At 36.9% G+C, this 18,883-nt stretch carries 21 protein-coding genes; 10 read left to right on the top strand and 11 right to left on the bottom strand.

Annotated elements, in window-relative coordinates; genetic code table 11:
- Positions 1-354: 354 nt before the first annotated feature.
- Positions 355-1,362 (top strand): putative solute-binding protein, encoded by a 1,008-nt coding sequence (locus GJV03_RS15535; protein ID WP_004719019.1) that lies wholly within the window; start codon positions 355-357, stop codon positions 1,360-1,362.
- Positions 1,363-1,438: 76 nt separating this feature from the next.
- Here GJV03_RS15535 and GJV03_RS15530 read toward each other — a convergent pair whose 3' ends face one another.
- A complete protein-coding gene (locus tag GJV03_RS15530) occupies positions 1,439-1,705 on the bottom strand; it encodes a hypothetical protein (protein ID WP_154130495.1) in 267 nt (88 codons plus the stop codon).
- Between the two features lie 825 nt (positions 1,706-2,530).
- Between GJV03_RS15530 and grpE the strand changes: the two genes are divergently transcribed.
- The 6 genes from grpE (at position 2,531) to GJV03_RS15500 (ending at position 7,020) form a co-directional block, all read left to right on the top strand.
- The gene (gene grpE / locus GJV03_RS15525; protein ID WP_004719014.1) at positions 2,531-3,070 is read left to right on the top strand and encodes a nucleotide exchange factor GrpE; all 540 of its coding nucleotides are present in this window, start codon (positions 2,531-2,533) and stop codon (positions 3,068-3,070) included.
- Between the two features lie 166 nt (positions 3,071-3,236).
- Complete coding sequence (dnaK, locus tag GJV03_RS15520; protein WP_004719012.1) at positions 3,237-5,180, top strand: molecular chaperone DnaK; 1,944 nt, start codon at positions 3,237-3,239, stop codon at positions 5,178-5,180.
- Positions 5,181-5,340: 160 nt separating this feature from the next.
- Entirely contained in the window at positions 5,341-5,631 is a 291-nt protein-coding gene (locus GJV03_RS15515; protein WP_252720721.1) for a MerR family transcriptional regulator, read from the top strand.
- A 49-nt stretch (positions 5,632-5,680) separates the two neighbouring features.
- Positions 5,681-5,977, top strand: coding sequence for an antibiotic biosynthesis monooxygenase (locus GJV03_RS15510; protein ID WP_154130494.1), 297 nt, complete (start codon positions 5,681-5,683; stop codon positions 5,975-5,977).
- A 108-nt stretch (positions 5,978-6,085) separates the two neighbouring features.
- Positions 6,086-6,502, top strand: coding sequence for a hypothetical protein (locus GJV03_RS15505; RefSeq protein ID WP_004719005.1), 417 nt, complete (start codon positions 6,086-6,088; stop codon positions 6,500-6,502).
- A gap of 2 nt (positions 6,503-6,504) precedes the next feature.
- On the top strand, positions 6,505-7,020 hold the full coding sequence (locus GJV03_RS15500) for a hypothetical protein (RefSeq protein ID WP_154130493.1): 516 nt from the start codon (positions 6,505-6,507) through the stop codon (positions 7,018-7,020).
- A gap of 9 nt (positions 7,021-7,029) precedes the next feature.
- Here GJV03_RS15500 and GJV03_RS15495 read toward each other — a convergent pair whose 3' ends face one another.
- Complete coding sequence (locus tag GJV03_RS15495; RefSeq protein WP_154130492.1) at positions 7,030-7,629, bottom strand: hypothetical protein; 600 nt, start codon at positions 7,627-7,629, stop codon at positions 7,030-7,032.
- 152 nt (positions 7,630-7,781) lie between these two features.
- On the opposite strand from GJV03_RS15495, the gene GJV03_RS15490 reads away from it, so the two are divergent.
- Together GJV03_RS15490 and GJV03_RS15485 are read left to right on the top strand one after the other, a co-directional pair.
- On the top strand, positions 7,782-8,702 hold the full coding sequence (locus GJV03_RS15490; protein ID WP_154130491.1) for a matrixin family metalloprotease: 921 nt from the start codon (positions 7,782-7,784) through the stop codon (positions 8,700-8,702).
- 111 nt (positions 8,703-8,813) lie between these two features.
- Positions 8,814-9,197: a hypothetical protein gene (locus GJV03_RS15485; RefSeq protein WP_154130490.1), complete on the top strand. Its 384-nt coding sequence runs from the start codon at positions 8,814-8,816 to the stop codon at positions 9,195-9,197.
- A gap of 108 nt (positions 9,198-9,305) precedes the next feature.
- On the opposite strand, the gene GJV03_RS15480 is transcribed toward GJV03_RS15485, so the two are convergent.
- From GJV03_RS15480 to GJV03_RS15455, 6 genes are all read right to left on the bottom strand, one after another.
- Positions 9,306-11,384 carry a TerD family protein gene (locus GJV03_RS15480; protein ID WP_154130489.1) on the bottom strand — a complete coding sequence of 693 codons (2,079 nt, stop codon included), beginning with the start codon at positions 11,382-11,384 and terminating at the stop codon, positions 9,306-9,308.
- A 93-nt stretch (positions 11,385-11,477) separates the two neighbouring features.
- Positions 11,478-12,767 (bottom strand): lytic murein transglycosylase, encoded by a 1,290-nt coding sequence (locus GJV03_RS15475; protein ID WP_154130488.1) that lies wholly within the window; start codon positions 12,765-12,767, stop codon positions 11,478-11,480.
- A gap of 695 nt (positions 12,768-13,462) precedes the next feature.
- Positions 13,463-14,584 (bottom strand): 5-(carboxyamino)imidazole ribonucleotide synthase, encoded by a 1,122-nt coding sequence (locus GJV03_RS15470; RefSeq protein WP_154130487.1) that lies wholly within the window; start codon positions 14,582-14,584, stop codon positions 13,463-13,465.
- Between the two features lie 16 nt (positions 14,585-14,600).
- Positions 14,601-15,113 carry a 5-(carboxyamino)imidazole ribonucleotide mutase gene (purE, locus tag GJV03_RS15465; protein WP_154130486.1) on the bottom strand — a complete coding sequence of 171 codons (513 nt, stop codon included), beginning with the start codon at positions 15,111-15,113 and terminating at the stop codon, positions 14,601-14,603.
- Positions 15,114-15,395: 282 nt separating this feature from the next.
- Positions 15,396-15,740: a DMT family protein gene (locus GJV03_RS15460; protein WP_034613299.1), complete on the bottom strand. Its 345-nt coding sequence runs from the start codon at positions 15,738-15,740 to the stop codon at positions 15,396-15,398.
- Positions 15,741-15,794: 54 nt separating this feature from the next.
- Positions 15,795-16,181 carry a hypothetical protein gene (locus tag GJV03_RS15455; protein ID WP_154130485.1) on the bottom strand — a complete coding sequence of 129 codons (387 nt, stop codon included), beginning with the start codon at positions 16,179-16,181 and terminating at the stop codon, positions 15,795-15,797.
- 224 nt (positions 16,182-16,405) lie between these two features.
- Here GJV03_RS15455 and mpl point away from each other — a divergent pair, with 224 nt between their 5' ends.
- Positions 16,406-17,773 (top strand): UDP-N-acetylmuramate:L-alanyl-gamma-D-glutamyl-meso-diaminopimelate ligase, encoded by a 1,368-nt coding sequence (mpl, locus tag GJV03_RS15450; RefSeq protein ID WP_154130484.1) that lies wholly within the window; start codon positions 16,406-16,408, stop codon positions 17,771-17,773.
- Positions 17,774-17,818: 45 nt separating this feature from the next.
- On the opposite strand, the gene GJV03_RS15445 is transcribed toward mpl, so the two are convergent.
- Genes GJV03_RS15445 through GJV03_RS15435 form a run of 3 tightly spaced genes read right to left on the bottom strand, consistent with a single transcriptional unit; the run spans position 17,819 to position 18,881 of the window.
- Positions 17,819-18,196: a hypothetical protein gene (locus GJV03_RS15445; protein ID WP_154130483.1), complete on the bottom strand. Its 378-nt coding sequence runs from the start codon at positions 18,194-18,196 to the stop codon at positions 17,819-17,821.
- A gap of 59 nt (positions 18,197-18,255) precedes the next feature.
- Positions 18,256-18,540 (bottom strand): GNAT family N-acetyltransferase, encoded by a 285-nt coding sequence (locus GJV03_RS15440; protein WP_154130482.1) that lies wholly within the window; start codon positions 18,538-18,540, stop codon positions 18,256-18,258.
- Between the two features lie 53 nt (positions 18,541-18,593).
- Positions 18,594-18,881, bottom strand: a complete 288-nt coding sequence (locus GJV03_RS15435) for a GNAT family N-acetyltransferase (RefSeq protein WP_004718974.1) — start codon at positions 18,879-18,881, stop codon at positions 18,594-18,596.
- Between the last annotated feature and the right edge of the window lie 2 nt (positions 18,882-18,883).

The following is an 18,883-nucleotide window of genomic DNA, read 5'->3' as shown; positions in this document are numbered from 1 at the left end:
TATGGACTAGAATAAATAAAAAGAGATGGGAATCAGCCTCATGGTACGGTTTTTTTGTATATTATTAAAAATACGTTTTTTAGATTTACTTATATGTTTTATTGATTAACAAAACTTGAAATCTATTTTATTTTTCTAGATCGATCAAAATTAACAAGATTTTAATTAAGCCACTAAACCCACACCAACAACCATAACAACATCACAATAATATTTTATTAAGATAAATAAATCACATTAAGTAAGCTATTCAATGGTTTATTCATCGGAAATAGAGTAAAAACTCTATTTTTATTCAAATAAAATTACTATATTTAGTATAAATAAAACGCGTTTTAAGTATAAGGATATAACATGAAAAAGGAATTTCTTGCCCTTACTACAATCGTATTATTAGGAATATCAAGTACCTCTCAAGCAAAACAAGAAATCTGTGTTTTTGATTTATTAGGGAAAGCTGGTGAATCCTATAAAATGATGGAAGAGTGGGCACTCGCTGCAAAAACATGGAATACCGATGTCCAGCTCATTGCTTACCAAAATGAAGAGCTTGCTGATAAAGATTTTAAAAATGGCAAATGTGATGCTGCCTATATCACCACAATGCGTGCACGCCAATACAATAAATTCGCAGGATCTATTGATGCGTTGGGTGGTGTTCCAACCAATGCCATTGCGCTCAAAGCGATTACCTTTGTCTTGGATAAACGTAATGTAAAACGCTTAAAAACCAAGATAGACAATGAAGAAATAGAAATTGGTGGAATCGGTCAAATTGGCCCTGCCTATATCTTTGTGAATGATCGAGCCATCAATACCATTGAAAAAGGTAAAGGTAAAAAATTTGCGGTATTGGCGTATGACAAAGCACAGATTGCAATGGTTGAACGTGTCGGAGCAATTCCTGTTCCATCCGATATTTCCAATTTTATTAAGAAGTTTAATACAGGTGAAGTACCAATGGTGGGGGCACCAGCCTATGCATTTAAACCTTTAGAAATGGAAAAAGGGCTTGGCTCTAAAGGTGCATTGATCAATTTTCCAGTGCTTAATGTTACTGCTGATCTGGTGTTTAGATCTCAAAAATTCCCAGCTACTTTTGGCAATGATTCTAGAACCTGGTTTATCAAGCAACTTCCGCGTCAATTCAGTATGGTCAAACGTTTAGAAGAAGGCATTCCTGCTAAATATCGTTTGAATTTAAGTAAAGTAGATACTGAAAAATATCAAAAGCTGTTACGAGATGGACGTATGGATTTAACCCGACAAGGTATTTACGATCCGACCATGATGTCAGTGCTTAAACGGGCACGTTGTACTGTAGATCGAACCAATTTTGAATGTTCTTTGGCGGGTGAATAACATCTCTTCAAAAGTTATTGATAAAAAATCAGGCAATGGAGGCATCCATAAATTGCCTGATTTTTTATTTTAAAATTTACTGAGCTGAAGGTTGTTCAACTAAACTTGGGTCATTGGTTGCTTGAGCAGGTTGTGATTGCTGAATCGTCGCATCACCCTCAACAGCAGTACCTTGTTGAGTCGGATCTACCGTCGAAGTTTGTGCCGATTGTTGTTGATCTGTAGAACTCATTGGTGCTGATTGGGTCGTTTCAGGTGCTTGTGTTGTTTCACTTGATGTACACGCCGTACTCATGACCGCAACACCAGCCAATAGCATAAAAATAAGACCTGATTTTTTCATCATAAATTCCTTTATCACTCTATCAAAAAACGGCAACACAGGACTGCGTTGTCGTGCTGACTATGATTGCTATTTTTTCTGCAAACTTCGTTGAAGCTTGGTTAGACTTTTAAGGTATTGCCGTATAAGTTATGCAAAGTTTATTAAATCAATGATTTAGATTGACCGATTTTATTTTTCATTATACTTGTTTCATTTCGCTGGATTTTTTGATGGGATTGAATGCGATTAGGCAAAAGTCTATCTAATAAAAGATATACTTTTACCATAAAAGTTTCGCATTACTTACATTGTTAATGGTTTTTACAAGACAAAAAAAAGCTTACCCAAGAAGATTGGATAAGCGATGAAAACATTGTTCAAACTAAAAAAAGAAACTACAGCCATAGAATCTATGAAGCATGATAATTAAATTATTGCTTTTTCGCAAAGCCTTATTTTCAATAAGTTTAATCGGTTTTACATGTGAGTTAAGTATTTTGATCTATTCATTCAATTTTAATTTTTGAATTTACTCATCATTTTTAAGCAATAACCGCATCAATTCCTCATAAATTTAAATTTTTAATCTAAAAAAATAATCATTGATTTGATGATTATTCCAACAAAAATATCTTTAAATTTTAAGATTTCTCTCTTAGATCCGCTTTTTTCACTGAATTTCATTAAATAATGTCTAAAACTGCTTGAATTTTAGCGGCTCGCCCACATTTCTTATTCATTAATGAATTAAACGATCATGGCAGTTCAAAAATGAACACAGTGCAAAACTGCTGCCGATAAGGACTGTACATGTTTAAGAACCCATTTAAACGGAGTAAATCAATGGCAACTGAGCAGAATCAAGAAGCCCAAGATATTCAAAACGAGCAAGCCGAACAGCAAACTCAGGCTGAAAATGAACAGGTTGAAGTTACCGTTGAAGCTTTACAGGCTCAAATCAGTCATCTTGAAGAGAGCTTAAAACTCGAAAAAGCACGTACTGCAAATGCAGTTTATGAAGCACAAAAAAGTGTAGAACGTATTCAACGTGATGCTGAAAAGCATAAAGACATTGTGTTAGAAAAGTTTGCCAAAGAATTATTAAATTCTGTCGACAACCTTGAACGTGCAATTCTTGCAGGTGGTGATGAAGAAACACCTGTACTCGAAGGCGTAAAACTGACTTTGAAATCACTTCTCACCACTTTAGAAAAATTCGGTGTTGTTGAAGCAGACACAACCAATGGTTTTAACGCTGACTTACATCAAGCTGTCGGGATCGACCCAAATGCACAAGCCAACCAAATTGGCACAGTTTTGCAAAAAGGCTACACATTAAATGGTCGACTACTTCGCCCTGCAATGGTGATGGTTGGTCAATAAGCGTAATAAATAGGAGCTTTTTAAAAATATTTTCATGAATTTTCACAAATCATGACTTGAAAATTTTTGAATGGCTCTCATATCGGATAACAAGAAAATCCCTTTTAACTCCCCTTTGCAAAAAGAGGAAACCAGGGATTCAAAAGAATTTAGAGGAATTTGATTTATGGCTAAAATTATTGGTATTGACTTAGGTACAACGAATTCATGTGTTGCTGTACTTGAAGGCGATAAAGTTAAAGTGATTGAAAATGCTGAAGGTACCCGTACAACACCTTCTATCGTTGCATATAAAGATGGCGAAATTCTTGTGGGTCAATCTGCTAAACGTCAAGCAGTGACCAACCCTAAGAATACATTATTCGCAATCAAGCGTTTAATTGGTCGTAAGTATCAAGACCAAGCAGTACAAAAAGATATCGGTATTGCACCATTCAAAATCATCAAAGCTGATAATGGTGATGCTTGGGTTGAAGTAAACGACAAAAAACTTGCGCCGCAACAGATCTCTGCAGAAATTTTGAAAAAAATGAAAAAAACTGCGGAAGATTATTTAGGTGAAACAGTAACAGAAGCTGTTATTACAGTTCCTGCTTACTTCAATGATGCACAACGTCAAGCAACAAAAGATGCTGGTCGTATTGCTGGTCTAGAAGTTAAACGTATCATTAACGAACCAACTGCTGCTGCACTTGCGTTCGGTATGGACAAAAAAGAAGGCGACCGTAAAGTTGCTGTATATGACTTAGGTGGTGGTACATTTGACGTATCAATCATTGAAATCGCTGACTTAGATGGCGACCAACAAATCGAAGTATTGTCAACCAATGGTGATACATTCCTTGGTGGTGAAGACTTTGATAATGCATTGATCGACTATTTGGTTGAAGAGTTCAAGAAAGAGCAAAACTTCAACTTGAAACAAGATCCACTTGCATTACAACGTTTAAAAGAAGCAGCTGAAAAAGCTAAAATTGAGCTTTCTTCATCTAATTCGACTGAAATTAACTTGCCATACATCACTGCGGATGCAACTGGTCCTAAACACTTAGTGATGAATGTAACACGTGCCAAACTAGAAGGTTTAGTTGCTGATTTAGTTGCGCGTACAATTGAGCCTTGCCGTATCGCACTTAAAGATGCAGGTCTTTCGACTTCTGACATCTCTGACGTGATCTTGGTTGGTGGTCAATCACGTATGCCAATGGTTCAACAGAAAGTACAAGAGTTCTTTGGTAAAGAACCTCGTAAAGATGTGAACCCGGATGAAGCTGTTGCAATTGGTGCTGCAATTCAAGGTGCGGTATTGTCTGGTGACAAAACTGACGTACTTTTACTTGACGTAACACCATTAACACTTGGTATCGAAACCATGGGTGGCGTATTAACTGCTATTATTGAGAAAAACACCACGATTCCTGCGAAGAAATCTCAAGTGTTTTCTACAGCAGCAGATAACCAACCAGCGGTAGATATTTCAGTTTACCAAGGTGAACGTAAAATGGCTCAACAAAACAAATTGTTGGGTAACTTCCAATTAGGCGACATTCCACCTGCGCCACGTGGTGTGCCACAAATTGAAGTATCGTTCGACATCAATGCTGATGGTATTTTAAAAGTATCAGCAAAAGACAAGAGCACTGGTAAAGAACAATCGATCCAGATCAAAGCAAACTCTGGTTTGTCTGATGCTGAAATCGAAGCAATGATCAAAGATGCTGAAGCAAATGCTGAAGAAGATCGTAAGTTTGAAGAGCTTGCAAAAGCACGTAACGAAGCTGATGCTTTAGTTGCTTCTGCAAACAAAGCTGTGAAAGATCTTGGCGAACAAGTCACTGCTGATGAAAAAACTGCAATTGAAGCAGCAGTTTCTGAGTTAGAAGTGACTGCAAAAGAAAATGATGTTGATGCAATTAAAGCTAAAACTGAAGCTTTACAAAACATCATTATGCCGATCACTCAACGTGCTTATGAAGCAGCTCAAGGTCAAGGCGGCGCTGAAGGCTTCGATCCTAACCAATTCGGTGGTGATGCAGGCCAACAACAGCAAAAAGCTGATGATGGCGTTGTAGATGCTGAATTCACTGAAGTTAAAGATGACAAAAAATAATTTGTCACTTTAATCTTAAAAAACCGCTCAAGAGATTGAGCGGTTTTTTTATATGATCTATTTTTATCCGTAAAGCTATGGAGTCACTTTTGTTTATCTCTGATATCTCTAAAAAAACTAGACTCTCTATCCATACCTTGCGTTATTATGAACAATAGGCTTGCTGAAAAATATCCATCGTAATCAATCTGGGCGACGTGTATATACCAAACTTGATCTGGAATGGCTTGAATGGGTAAAACGCTTAAAATCAACAGGCATGCCTTTAGAAAAAATGCAAGATTTTGCCCAATTTCGGCTACAAGGAGAACAAACCTTAAAACAAAGACAAGAACTTCTTATTGCCCATTCCGTTCAATTAAAACAAGAAATTCAAAGACTCAAACAAGAACAAAGTATTGTCGACTATAAAATTGAAATATATGCACAAAAAATGCTTGAGCTAGAGTGAACTCGAGCAGTTAATATTTTTGACTCACGATTTGAGTTAGGAGTAGACAATGTTAAGTTCAGGTTTTTACATCACCGCAGAATTAAAAATTAAAGATAAAGACAGAATCTTAGAAACCCGTGAAGCCTTACAAGCATTATGTAAGCTCACTCTTCAACAAGAACATGGATGTAGCTTATTTCAACTGCATCAATGTCAAGAAGAGCCAACCCGTTTACTACTTTGGGAACGCTTCGACTCGGAACAGGCTTACCATGCCCATTTTAAACAGCCCTATACACAACACTATCTTTCCAAAGATTTAACCGAAGTGGTGCAACATTTCGTCAGTGATATTGTGCTATAAAAAAGCTCGAAAAATCACTCAAGTCATTGAGTGGTTTTTCTTATTGATCAATTGCCAATCTTCACTAAATCTTTTATCTTAATTATCACAATAATAATGAGTCAAATGATGAAAAACTCTCCTGCTGTATCCAATACTGTGTATTACAGCTTGATCATAGCGCAATTTATATTGCCTATCATTGCAGCAGTCATCGATATATACAGTACTGAACCCGAGTTAGAACTTCTGGATAAAACACTTTACCAAGACCCGCAAGCTTGGGAATTGGGAGTTATGTCGATTGCAGGTTTAATCATCCTCATCATCACTTTTGGTTTATGTTTAAAAAAAGAATGGGCAAGAAAAGCTTATCTCTATACATTTTTCCCAATATTTCTGATTTATTTTATGCCCTTTATGCACTGGATTTACATGACCAGTTATGCAGCTATTTTTAACGATCTGGCCTTTGTTTGTTCTGGAATTCTATTGATGATTTTAGTGACTCCATCACTATATCGACCTATTTTTGAACATGATTAATCATGTATAAAACGCTTGCCATCAGCATTGGCTTATATCTCTTTTTAGAGATTCTATGTCATGGTTTTGCATTTTTTGCAGGGAAAATCGTGAGTAAAGCGGATAAACAAAAGCTCAATCATCCTCTGCACCTTGAATTTACACGGCAAACTTTTTATCGCACCATGTTACTGGTCAGCATTGTATTGATGAGCCATTTCTATACTGAAATTGCCTATTTTGAACAGAATGGTTGGATTCGTTTGACATTGAGTATCAGCATTATTTTACTCATTCTGTTTATACTCTGGTGGCTAAATGCTTTTATTCTGCGCCAAGTGGTTTTAAAGCAACAACAACAATCTGTCACTCTGGTATTTAAACAGAAAATCAGCTATATCATGTTGCATCCTTTACAATTCAAAGCTTTATATATCAGCCCTGAATATTTAAAAAGATCTGTTTGGATGAATCGATTACTCAGTGTTTTTGCTTTTATTCTCTTATTTATTGATATCCAAGTCCTGTTTAACGTTTAAATAAACTGATTATGTGAATGAACCTTCCATCGCGATGCCCAAACTCAGCGTTATGATGGTAAATAATCCTTTCATCAACAAAAATAATCCTGCAAATATGCAAATGATCATGATGATTCTTTGCTTTTTGCTCAGGCTTTCACGTATCTGTAAATTGTATAGACTGTCAGGTTGTTTTTGAATGGATAAATGATCGGTGATCGCCTGAGAAATTTTATCTTCGATAGGATTTAATGACGAACCGTCGAGTACCTCTAAACAATAGTGTCCAACATCCAACTCACAATAAAACATTAGCATTGAAGCACGAGAAAAACCATTTTTACTTGCTCTTGCAATACTTGGTGATAGCTTCACAATCTGCTGAAGATCTGTGTTGGTGATTTGTGGATGAATCAATAGCATAGGTGCAAGTTTAAATAATGGACCCTCTTGCCAAATTGCATAGCCACCCTTTTTGCTGATTTCAAAATTTTTAATTTTTTGATTTAAGGCTAAGTCCAGCACTAAACGTGATCGAAATATAAGAAATAGACTGTAGAAAGCCCTTATCAAAAAAGCGATACCAAGGATTAGAGAAATCCAGCCTAAAATCAGCGTTCCATTCATATTACTGCTTTCCACCTAAAGCTGACTGCTAAAAACATCATCAATTGAAATCAATATTTGTATTGATCACGCAAGCTTTACTTGCTTAAGCATTTGCGATTCTTATATTTTCAGATAAATTATCCACTACAACAATTATTTTTAAATCAATCATGCGTTTTTGGATTCTACTCTGTGTAATTGCCTTTACTGCTTATTTTGCGATACAACGCATGATGTATCCGCAATTGAATCATAATTCTGCCATTGATCGTATCACGCATCCTTTAGATACCCGTTTACGTTATCGTATTGGCGAAATAGATCCGCGTTTTCATGTCAGTAAACAGCAAGTACAAAATTTGGCACAACAAGCCACCGATATTTGGCATTTAGGAACCATGAAAAGTCTCTTTGTTTATGATGATCATGCCAAACTGACGATTAACTTAATTTATGATGAACGCCAAGCGGAATCTAGCGCCAGAAACCAAGAGTTGCGTATTTTGCAAAATACTCAACAATATACACAAAGTGAAAAACAAAAAATTCAGCAACTTCACGCTGAATTAGATCGTACCAATGATGAATTGGATCTGCAAAAAACCAATTATCAAAGTAAAGTTGACCAGTATAATCAGTTGATCAACACCCTTAATCAATCCCATCAAAATTTAGATGCCTCAGCGAGATTGCAGTTAGATCAGCAGAAAAATCAACTGATCATCGAGCAGAACCAACTCAAACAACAGTTAGATATTTATAATCAAAAAGTCTATGAATTAAACCGTCAAGTTGGACAGCTCAACGCTGTCAATCAACAATACAATCAATCTGTGGATCACTTTAATAGCCGTTTCCAACCACGCCAATTTGATAAAGGCGTATTCGATGGTAAAACCATTAATATCTATGAATTTGCTTCGGATGCAGACTTGCGTGTCACGATTGCACATGAACTTGGGCATGCTTTGGGCTTAGCACACAATAATGATCCTAAAGCACTCATGTACCCAATGATGAAAGAACAAGATTTGAAAAATTTTAGATTAACCACAGCGGATTTAGCCATGCTAAACTCAAGACAACGATAAGCAAAATTTAGCGATGATTATCAATTTTAAATCCATAATTTATTTATGTATTTAAATCAGTTTTATGCAAAATCATGTTATTGTGAATCCCTGAAGCAATAAATTGAGGAGATGACTGTGAGCTATTATCATATTATTTTAGAAGTAAATGATCATATCAGCACGATTGAGCAAACTCGTGATATTGAAATTTTTGATATTACTGAACTTCAACCTTATCTCCATTCAATTCTGCTGCCTTATTTCAACGAACAAATCATTGAACTAGAAGACGACAATGTCGAGTTTAAAGATGTTCTACACCTTGAAATTAAACAGACCTTATTGCCAATTCAACATTTAATTGAAGAAGAACAAAAACAGTTACCTAGCGATACCGATGTGACCATTACAGCCTATGAAATCTTTAATGATCGTGATCATACGCAGGATGTTACCGCCGTCATTTTAGATGTCCTAGAAGCAGTCAAAATTGATCCTTTCGCAATTGAATAATCCACATAAAAAAAGGTCTGCTTATGCAGACCTTTTAACATTTGGTGAGGGAAAGCTTTGTCACTAATTTCAGAGTAGAAGGAAGCAACGAAATAGCCCTCAGCAACACTATAAATAATTGGCTAAAATATTGTCAATATCTACAGGACGAATTCCTTCATCTACACTAAAAATATGTTCTGCTCGAACTCGTTCAGTGACACGTTGCCCTCTAGCTCGAATATGTAAATCAAATAGATCATAGAGGTTCGGGAAAGTTTTTTCTGTCATGGTATACTGCATCAGCGACATACTGGATAAATGACCAAAAACGGTGTTATCGATACTTGGCGTAGCTGTCATCGCCAAATCTGTCCAAATCACTTCACGCTTTTCTAGGTCAATGATCAGTGGAATGGTAAAACTGCTTTTTGAAGTCACATCAAATTTATGCTGAACCGTGGTTGGTTCATAAATCTGACCTTGTTGTGCATCCTCTCGCATCATAAAACCAGCAAAACAAATAGGTAAATCACAATAATTTTGCTGGGTATAACTATTGATACTCATCATCACATAGCGAACTCCCAGAGATAATGCCTTTGAAATATCAATGTCAATAAATTCAGATGCACCTTGTGGTGCTGAAGTAATATCACCGCTATGCACTGCAAAACTTTCTTTTAAATTATAAAAAGCAATAGTTGCTTTTACTGTATGTTCTGCATCAAAAACCAATGCGGATAAGTCTATATCCACCCTTTCTGAGTCAGTATCTTTCCAATAAATAAAAAACCGAACAGTATTGCCAATATCCAAAGCTAAACGGCTCCCTGCTGCAATGGTTTTCAATGCTTTACTTGCTGCTCGTTGCGCAAAAGGTACACTATAATTTTTCAACTGATCATCCAGATAGCAAGCACCTAATGGTGAGAGTTTACTGAAACGCTGAATAATACTTTGCTCACATAGGGTTGTTATTTGTGTCGTTATGACTGCAGACAAAGGCGCTAAATTATTTTTGATTGCAAATACTTTGGCAGACTGACCTTTTGGGAAAAAGGTTCGATATTTTAAAGTTCGATTTTGCAGAAAATAGTGCTTGATCTGAAACAGCAAAGCGATCGGCACTGCATCTATAACTGTTTTAAATGCATCAAGCAATTGTTGCTGTTGTACAGGAAATTGCTTTAAACAGTGCTGCAGCCTACGCGCAAACTCTCCTGGTCTTTGTTTTAAAAGTTTCACCACATCTTCAAATTGATGGCTTTGTAATGCAATTTCTATCTTTTGGCTGAACCGTTCAGGCTTTTTATTTTCAAGAATATGCTGAAATGCTATACAGGTTTTAGGAAAATGCTTTTGATAACTAAACGGATGTATCCGCTCAATCACACGTTTCCACGGTTCTGGATAACGAAATAAATCTTCCTGAATATTTAGGCTGTTTTCCAACAAAGTTAGTAATATTCGTCGTTGAGACTTTTTCAAAGAAATCAATTTACAAGGTTCTGCTAAACTGACATCACCATCTGACAATGCAACATAAATCCGTAAGACATCAGTTGAAGTCTGTACATGAAGCTGTAACTGTTGCACAGCCCATAATTGCAAACTCAAATATTGAGCGCTGACGATCGCCTGTACTTCTTTATGTTGAAATTTTTCAGGCAAATATTGCAACCCTTTAGATCCAAAATCTCTTATTAAGTAGATAAGATCTGCATGATCCTGCTGATTTAACGATTTTTTTGTATTTAACAGGTTTGAAAATAATGTGGTTAATTCAGTGCCATCAGCAAGATCCAATACATTGAGAATCCTTTTGTTTAATGCTTTTCTAGGCTCAATTTGATATTCAGGTAAGAGGCGTATTCCCAAAAAATCACCAAGATAATGGGCAAATGCATTTTGATATAATTCTGACTCCGACATTTCATATACTTGTTGCGGAAAATTTGGATACATGGGTTTATATTTCACATGTGCCCCATACATCTTTTTAATACAACCCAAAGTATTTTTATAAAATTCATCAAATTGCGTATCAGACAATTTTAATATTTCAGTGCAGAGCTGTTCAGAGCAACTAAAACCAATTCTTTCAAAGTTTGCCAATAAATTGATTAATTTATGAATAGACTGACTCGACTGTCCCTGTGGAAGCTTGATTTTGTTAAATCTTCTGATTAAAAGTTCATTATTCATTGTTATGACTTTCTAAAATTTATAAATTACATCATAAAAGAAAAACCTGATTATTCATCAGGTTTTTCGCAAAAATCATGCAAAACTGTTTGATTAACGCATCATATTCTTTGCAGCTTCATTTCTAAAAGCTTTTAAAATCTGTTGCCCTGCTCGACCTGTTGGACTCAATCCTAACTTCACTTGTTCTTGCTGAATGGCCTGACGCGTTTTATCGCCAATCAAGCCATCTGCATCGCCAATCGCATAGCCTTTTTTCAATAAATAATTTTGAATTTCTCGGCGTTCTGTACGAGATGTTCCTGCATCGTCAGTAGGCCATGCGGTTTGAAAACCGCCCTTGCCTTGTAAACGATCAGACAAATGTGCAATTGCCAGTGCATAACTTTCCGCAGCATTGTACGAATAAATTGCATCGAAGTTTTTAAACACCAAGAATGCTGGACCATTTGCACCCGCAGGCATCATTAAACCGGCCTGAGTGCCTTCCGATAAATTGCCTTGAATAATTGGAGTACCGTCAACACGAGTAAAACCACGATTTACCCAAGTGCTCAACGATTTTTTATTACGACGACTTTCGCCACCTACAGAGGCACCAGCTGGAATTTTTACTTCAAAGCCCCACGGCATTCCCGTTTGCCAGCCACGTTTTTTCAAAAAGTTTGCTGTTGATGCTAAAGCATCTGAAGTACTTGAAACCAAGTCACGTCGACCATCACCATCAAAATCTACGGCCAACTCTTCATACGTTGAAGGCATAAATTGAGTATGACCAAATGCCCCTGCCCATGAACCTTTTAACTGTTCTTCGCGTAAATCACCTCGTTGTAAAATACGCATTGTGGCAAAGAATTCACCTCGGAAATAACCTTGTCGACGCCCTTCACAACTTAAAGTTCCCAACGCTTGTAATAAAGGATATTTTCCTGAAATGTCACCAAAATTACTTTCCACGCCCCAAACAGCAACAACCGTTTCTGCTGGAACGCCGTAAGCTGCTGAGACACGGTTTAAAACTTCACGATGCTGAGCCAGCATTTGACGGCCTTTCTCTACCCGCTCTTCATCGACCAAACCTGAAAGATAATCCCAAATCGGTGTTGAAAACTCAGGTTGATAATCCAGTTTACTGATGACCGAATAATCAGGCGTTAGATTTTGCGTATAACGATCAAAGGTTGTGCCACTAACACCTGAACTGATCGCTTGCGAACGTAAATTTGCAATACAGCTTTGAAAATTAGAATTGGGGGTATAGCTTGTATTCGGTGTTGTTGTGATTGGTGAGCTAGATACAGCCTGACCGTTAATGATTAATTCAGCATTGGCATGCGATGCTGCCAACAAAACAGATCCACAAATCAAAGTTAAATGACGCATAATATCCACAAAATGGTTTTAAATTTAAATTATGTGAATACCATAGCAGTCTGTGAATAAAATGACAGATGTAAAAACGTAAATTTTGAATTCATTTTTCGATTTTAAATTCATAACCCACAGTTCACTGTTTTGAATTTAAATATAGTTATCCACACCCCAGTAAACTTATCATTTTTTAAATTCAAAACTTTCACACAAATTTGAATTCAAAAACATCATTATTTTAGCAACCTTAGATTTAAATTTAAAATTCCACTCAATCCCATCAAAACTCGCTTAAGTGTTTATTTTTATCCACAATTTGGATTTTGGATTGGTGAGTCAAAACTTATCCACAGTCGTTATTTTCACTTCGAGCAACCAAAAGTTTAAATTTAAAGTTTTAAATTCAAAAAACACCCTCAAGTTAATTTAAATTCAAAGTGGATAACTTTTTGGGTTTTGCTGTTAATACTTTTGAATTCAAATGTTCTAAACCCTTTAAATTTGAACTTTGAATTTAAAAATAGATGCTTGTTTTTCTGTTTATTTAAGCTGTTTTTTTCATCATTCTTGTTTTTATAGCCCCAGAAAATGATCCATTTTTGGGTCATTGCTTAGCGATAAAATAGGGGGAGCATCATGATACAGAACAGCAGAGTAGAAAAAAGCGGGCAATAGTTTGACCGCTTTTTTTACATACAAAATCGAGCTTAAATGTTCATATCTTCGCTTAATGACAATGGATTCGGTAAAATCTTCGCCAATTGACGACATAAAGTCGATAATTCAGCAGCATCATTTGGCATCAGGGTGATATGACCAATTTTACGACCTTCACGTTCTGTTTTATTGTAAAGGTGTAAATGTGCACCTTTTAACGCTAAAACATCTTCGGATTTAGGGTGTTGCCCAATGATATTTACCATCACTGTTGGTCGAACCACTTCGGTTGAACCGAGTGGTAAACCTGCCACTGCGCGAATGTGATTTTCAAATTGCGAACATACTGCGCCTTCAATTGACCAATGCCCAGAGTTATGCACACGTGGTGCCATCTCATTGGCATATAAGCCTTTTTCAGTCACAAACAATTCAAGTGTTAACACACCAACATAGTTCAAATGGTTTAACAAACGGGTGATGTATTCCTGCGCAACGGGCTGTAAATCAGCACTGTTTGGAGCAGGAACAATTGAATGCGAGAGAATACCATTGTGATGATGATTTTCAGCCAAAGGCCAAGTTTTTACATCACCATCAATACCACGCACTGCAATAATTGACACTTCACGAGAAAAAATCACAAAACTTTCAGCGATTAATGATCCTGCTGGCCCCAACTCAGCCCATGCCTGATCAATTTGATCCACTAAACGCAGTACAAATTGACCTTTACCATCATAACCACCTGTCGCAGTTTTAAGTACGATTGGTAAGCCTAATTCGCTTACTGCAAGCTTAAGCGTCTCCAATGAATCGACTGCTTTATACGGCGCAACAGGAATTTCCAGCTCATCAAATAAAGCTTTTTCAGAAAGGCGATGTTGTGCGATTGCTAAAGCTTGGCGTGGCGGATACAGATCTTTTTGCTTGGTTAATACATCAACATCAATCAATGGCGTATTTTCAAATTCCAGACTAAAAACATCTGCACTGGCAATAAAATCTTGTAACCCATTTTCAGCTTTAGTGCTAAAAACGTGTCCCAATATTGCAGATGGACAATCCGCATCAGCTTCAAAAAATGTGCATTGGATATTTAATGGGAGCGCAGCTTGCGCCATCATACGGCCGAGTTGACCACCACCAAAGATACCGATGGTTTTATTCATAACCTGTGTCCCGTTTTTAAGCTTGACCCGGAATATTTTTACTTGCCACTTTATCAGTTTGAGCGACACGGAAATCTGCAACATTTTTTGCGATTTCAGGGCGAGTTAAACCTAAAATTTGAGCGGCCATGATTGCTGCATTGGTTGCACCCGCAGGGCCAATTGCCAATGTGCCAACTGCAATACCTGCAGGCATTTGTACAATAGACAACAATGAATCAACGCCATTTAAAATTGAAGATTTCACAGGAACACCCAATACAGGCAAATCTGTTTTTGCTGCGCACATTCCTGGTAAATGTGCTGCACCACCAGCACCAGCAATAATCACCTGAATACCACGTTCACGTGCTGTTTCAGCATATTCAAATAAGCGGTCTGGCGTACGATGCGCAGAAACAACTTCGGCTTCAAAAGGAACACCAAGCTGTTTCAGCATATTGGCAGTGTTTTCGAGAGTTGCCCAGTCTGATTGAGAACCCATAATAATTCCAACGAGAGGAGCGTCTTGTACAGCGGCCGCATTCATTGCATATATTCCATAAACGAATGTAAGGAAGTTTAAATACTGGTGATCAGTGTTTAAATGAATATCAAGAAGCTCGCTATTATAGACTGATTTTTCATCTCACGAAAATTTAACAGACGTAGGAAGTCAATTTTTTTTAAAGGAGCAGCCTAAAAGCCGTTTGACTTGAGAATAAATATGGTCTCGACCCCGTAAATAACAGAAAAATTGCTAAAGATTGGGACATGAGATGAATATGCTGTCTGAGTAAAATCCTTGTTAATTCACATCATCACAGCTCATCTACTGGCTTCTAAACACAAAAAACACGCAGCCCATTAAACATAAACCCGCCCATAAATAATCTAATTTAAATGGTTGTTTAAACAAGAAAATCATAAATGGAACAAACACCAACAGTGTCACCACTTCTTGGGTGATTTTCATTTGCCCCAACGACCAACCATGTTGCGCCAATAGACGTGTTGCGGGAATCATAAAGCTGTATTCAAGTAAGGCAATGATCCAACCAAACAAGATCGCTTGCCACAGAGGTGCATCATGTAAGAATTTTAAATGCCCATACCAAGCCAAGGTCATAAAACAGTTGGAGATAATTAGTAATAAAAGGGGGAGAGATAAAGCCATATTGATACCAATTAAATTATCAAGATATATTTTTGAACATTCAATGTCTGAACATTAAAGCGCTAAGGCAATTTTTTTACGTTTTTTGAAATAATAAATGAGCGAGCCTATTTCCAAAGTACCAAACAACAATACAGTATCGAATACTTGTTTCAATAGCGATTGATCATCATAAAATGAGCTCAATAGACCAATTAAAGCAACCCAAATGAGATGAAAAATTAATCCATTTTTTAATTTGTGATCTTTTGAGTCTTTTGTATTGAGGTATCCCATCCAAATAAACGCAAAATATTGGAAGAAGATTAAAATTACAGCTGCGACCATTAAATGTATGGATATTATTTTTGCAATGCCTGCTATCAAAGCAGAAACAATAAGCAAAAAAATAAAATACGCGATATTTTTAATCAGCAGAAAGATAAAATCATGTATATCCATTTTTAATAGATAATTCAGAGTGTTCAATCGATATTAGCATTGATAGAAGAATAAAAATACCAAGTGAGAGTTCATTATTTTCAATAAAAACCCACCTTTAAAATCGTAACAAGAAAAACTATCTTTTCGCCTTAACCCTTGCTATCGTTGCTTTCAAATCAAATGAAACGGCTACACCACAACAACAAAGTGATGTGTCTATAAAAGCACTGGAGTTAACACGAATGCATCTGCATATTTTGGGTATTTGCGGCACCTTTATGGGTTCATTGGCGCTATTGGCGCGTGATTTAGGACATAAGGTCACCGGTTCAGATGCGAACGTTTATCCACCGATGTCGACCCAACTCGAAAATGCTGGCATTACCTTAATGCAAGGCTATGACCGTAGCCATTTACAGCCACATCCAGATCTTGTCATTGTAGGCAATGCAATGAAGCGTGGTATAGATGCGGTCGAATATATGCTCAATGAAGGTTTAGCATATATTTCAGGTCCGCAATTCCTTGCTGACCATGTATTACAAGGCAAACATGTGCTTGGTGTTGCAGGTACCCATGGTAAAACCACAACAACAACAATGCTGGCTTGGGTACTGGATCAAGCAGGTTTAAATCCTGGCTTTTTAATTGGTGGTGTACCTTTAGGCTTTAGTGAAAGCGCACGTTTAGGGGGTGGAAAATACTTCTGTGTAGAAGCAGATGAATATGACTCTGCTTTTTTTGATAAACGCTCTAAGTTCGTACATTACCATCCAAAAACTACGATTTTAAATAATCTTGAATTTGACCATGCCGATATTTTTGATGATCTAGCAGCGATTCAAAAACAGTTCCATCATTTGGTCCGTACCATTCCAAGTGAAGGTCGTATCATTGCCCCAATTAGCGAAACCAATATTGATGAAGTGTTGCAAATGGGTTGTTGGACACCTGTCGTAAGGACTTCACTTGACGCCAATAACAATGCTGAAGTTTATGCTGAACAGCTTTCTACGGATGGTTCACATTTTAAAGTGCTTCAACACGGCATAGTAAAAGGTGAAGTGAAGTGGAATATGACAGGGCAACACAGTGTTGCCAATGCTTTAGCAACCATTGCAGCTGCTGAACATGTCGGTGTTTCAATTGAAACAGCATGTGAAGCCTTATCGAATTTTGGTGGGGTGAAACGTCGAATGGAATTACTTGATACGGTAAATGGTATTGAAGTATATGATGACTTTGCCCACCACCCAACTGCGATTGATACAACACTTGAAGGTGCACGTAAACGTTTAGGTGAACGTAAGCTTTGGGCGATTATTGAACCTCGTTCAAACACCATGCGTATGGGCAGTCATAAAGATGGCTTGGCACATTCTGCACGTCTTGCAGATGAAGTGATGTGGTATCAACCTGAAGGTTTGGACTGGGATTTACAGCCTGTCATTGACGCTGCAACCAATAAAGCCGTTGTGGCTCGTACACTGGATGACATTATCAGTACCGTTGTTACACAAGCAGGTGAGGGCGATGCTGTGGTGATTATGTCCAATGGTGGTTTTGGTGGATTACATCAAAAATTGATTGCAGCATTAAAAGCAAAATAAGTCGAAATAAAGTGTAGAAAACCCACAAAAATTTGTGGGTTTTTTTTATTGATTTACGGAGGGTGTTCTTTCAATAAATTTAAAATCCTTAAGCTTGACCCAACCTTCAATCAGATCATCTTCTATATTTTGATTTGGATCATTAAATATCACATAAACCCAGTCTTGTTTTTTCTTGTCTTTATAGATTGAATAAGCCGTGACATTATCATTTTGAAGCACAAAAGTATCATTCATCTTACAGATGTTTTTGGGTGCTGAATAAAAATAAATACGATGTTTAGATTTGCCTAACAACTCCCAACTGGGCTGTATTTCTTGCTCTTTTTTATAGGTTTGCAAATTTAATTCAAAACAACTCATTGCTAAACTGAACGATGAACTGCTCAATAACAATCCAGTGATTATCATTTTTTTAAACATGTTTAATCTTCTAACCGAATCTGAATGGCCCAATGAACATTGGGCACACAATAATAAAGCTAAGCTTTCACATCAACAAAACTTTTATCACGTCTAAACATGACTTCGACATAGGAACAAGTTGGTACAATTTTAAGCTGCTTTTCACGCGCAAATTCAACCAAAGTATCCAACAACTGACGCGCAATTCCATGACCACGCAAGGAGTCATCTACCCAAGTATGGTTCGCAATGATCTGATGCTCACCATGCCATAAATAACTGATCTCAGCAATTCGCTTACCTTGCTCATTATCGAAGTAAAATTCACCTTTTTGTCGATTATCTACATGTTGGAATTGCATATATTCTTTCTCATGGATTTTCTATAACACAATTCCACTGTAGCAAAGCAAACTTAAGATTTCAAAACATCATGAATCGATTGATCTTTATCAAACACTGATTTTGAAAAAGGGCAGAGTGGAATAATTTTCACATTCTTTGAGCGAGCCATCTCTACAACTTGATCTAATAATTTCCGACCTACACTTTGACCACGCAATTCATCTTCTACAACTGTATGGTCAATAATCAACATATTTTCACCCGCCCATGTGTATGCCATTTCAGCCAAATGGTGACCTTCTTCACCAATATAAAATTCACCTTTTTTACCATCATCTTTATGTCTGATTTCTAACATTT

It is taken from the genome of Acinetobacter sp. RIT698 (assembly GCF_009668065.1).
GTDB classification, from domain to species: domain Bacteria; phylum Pseudomonadota; class Gammaproteobacteria; order Pseudomonadales; family Moraxellaceae; genus Acinetobacter; species Acinetobacter guillouiae.
Note: the sequence above shows the minus strand (reverse complement) of the source record. Positions and strands in the feature narration are given on the sequence as shown.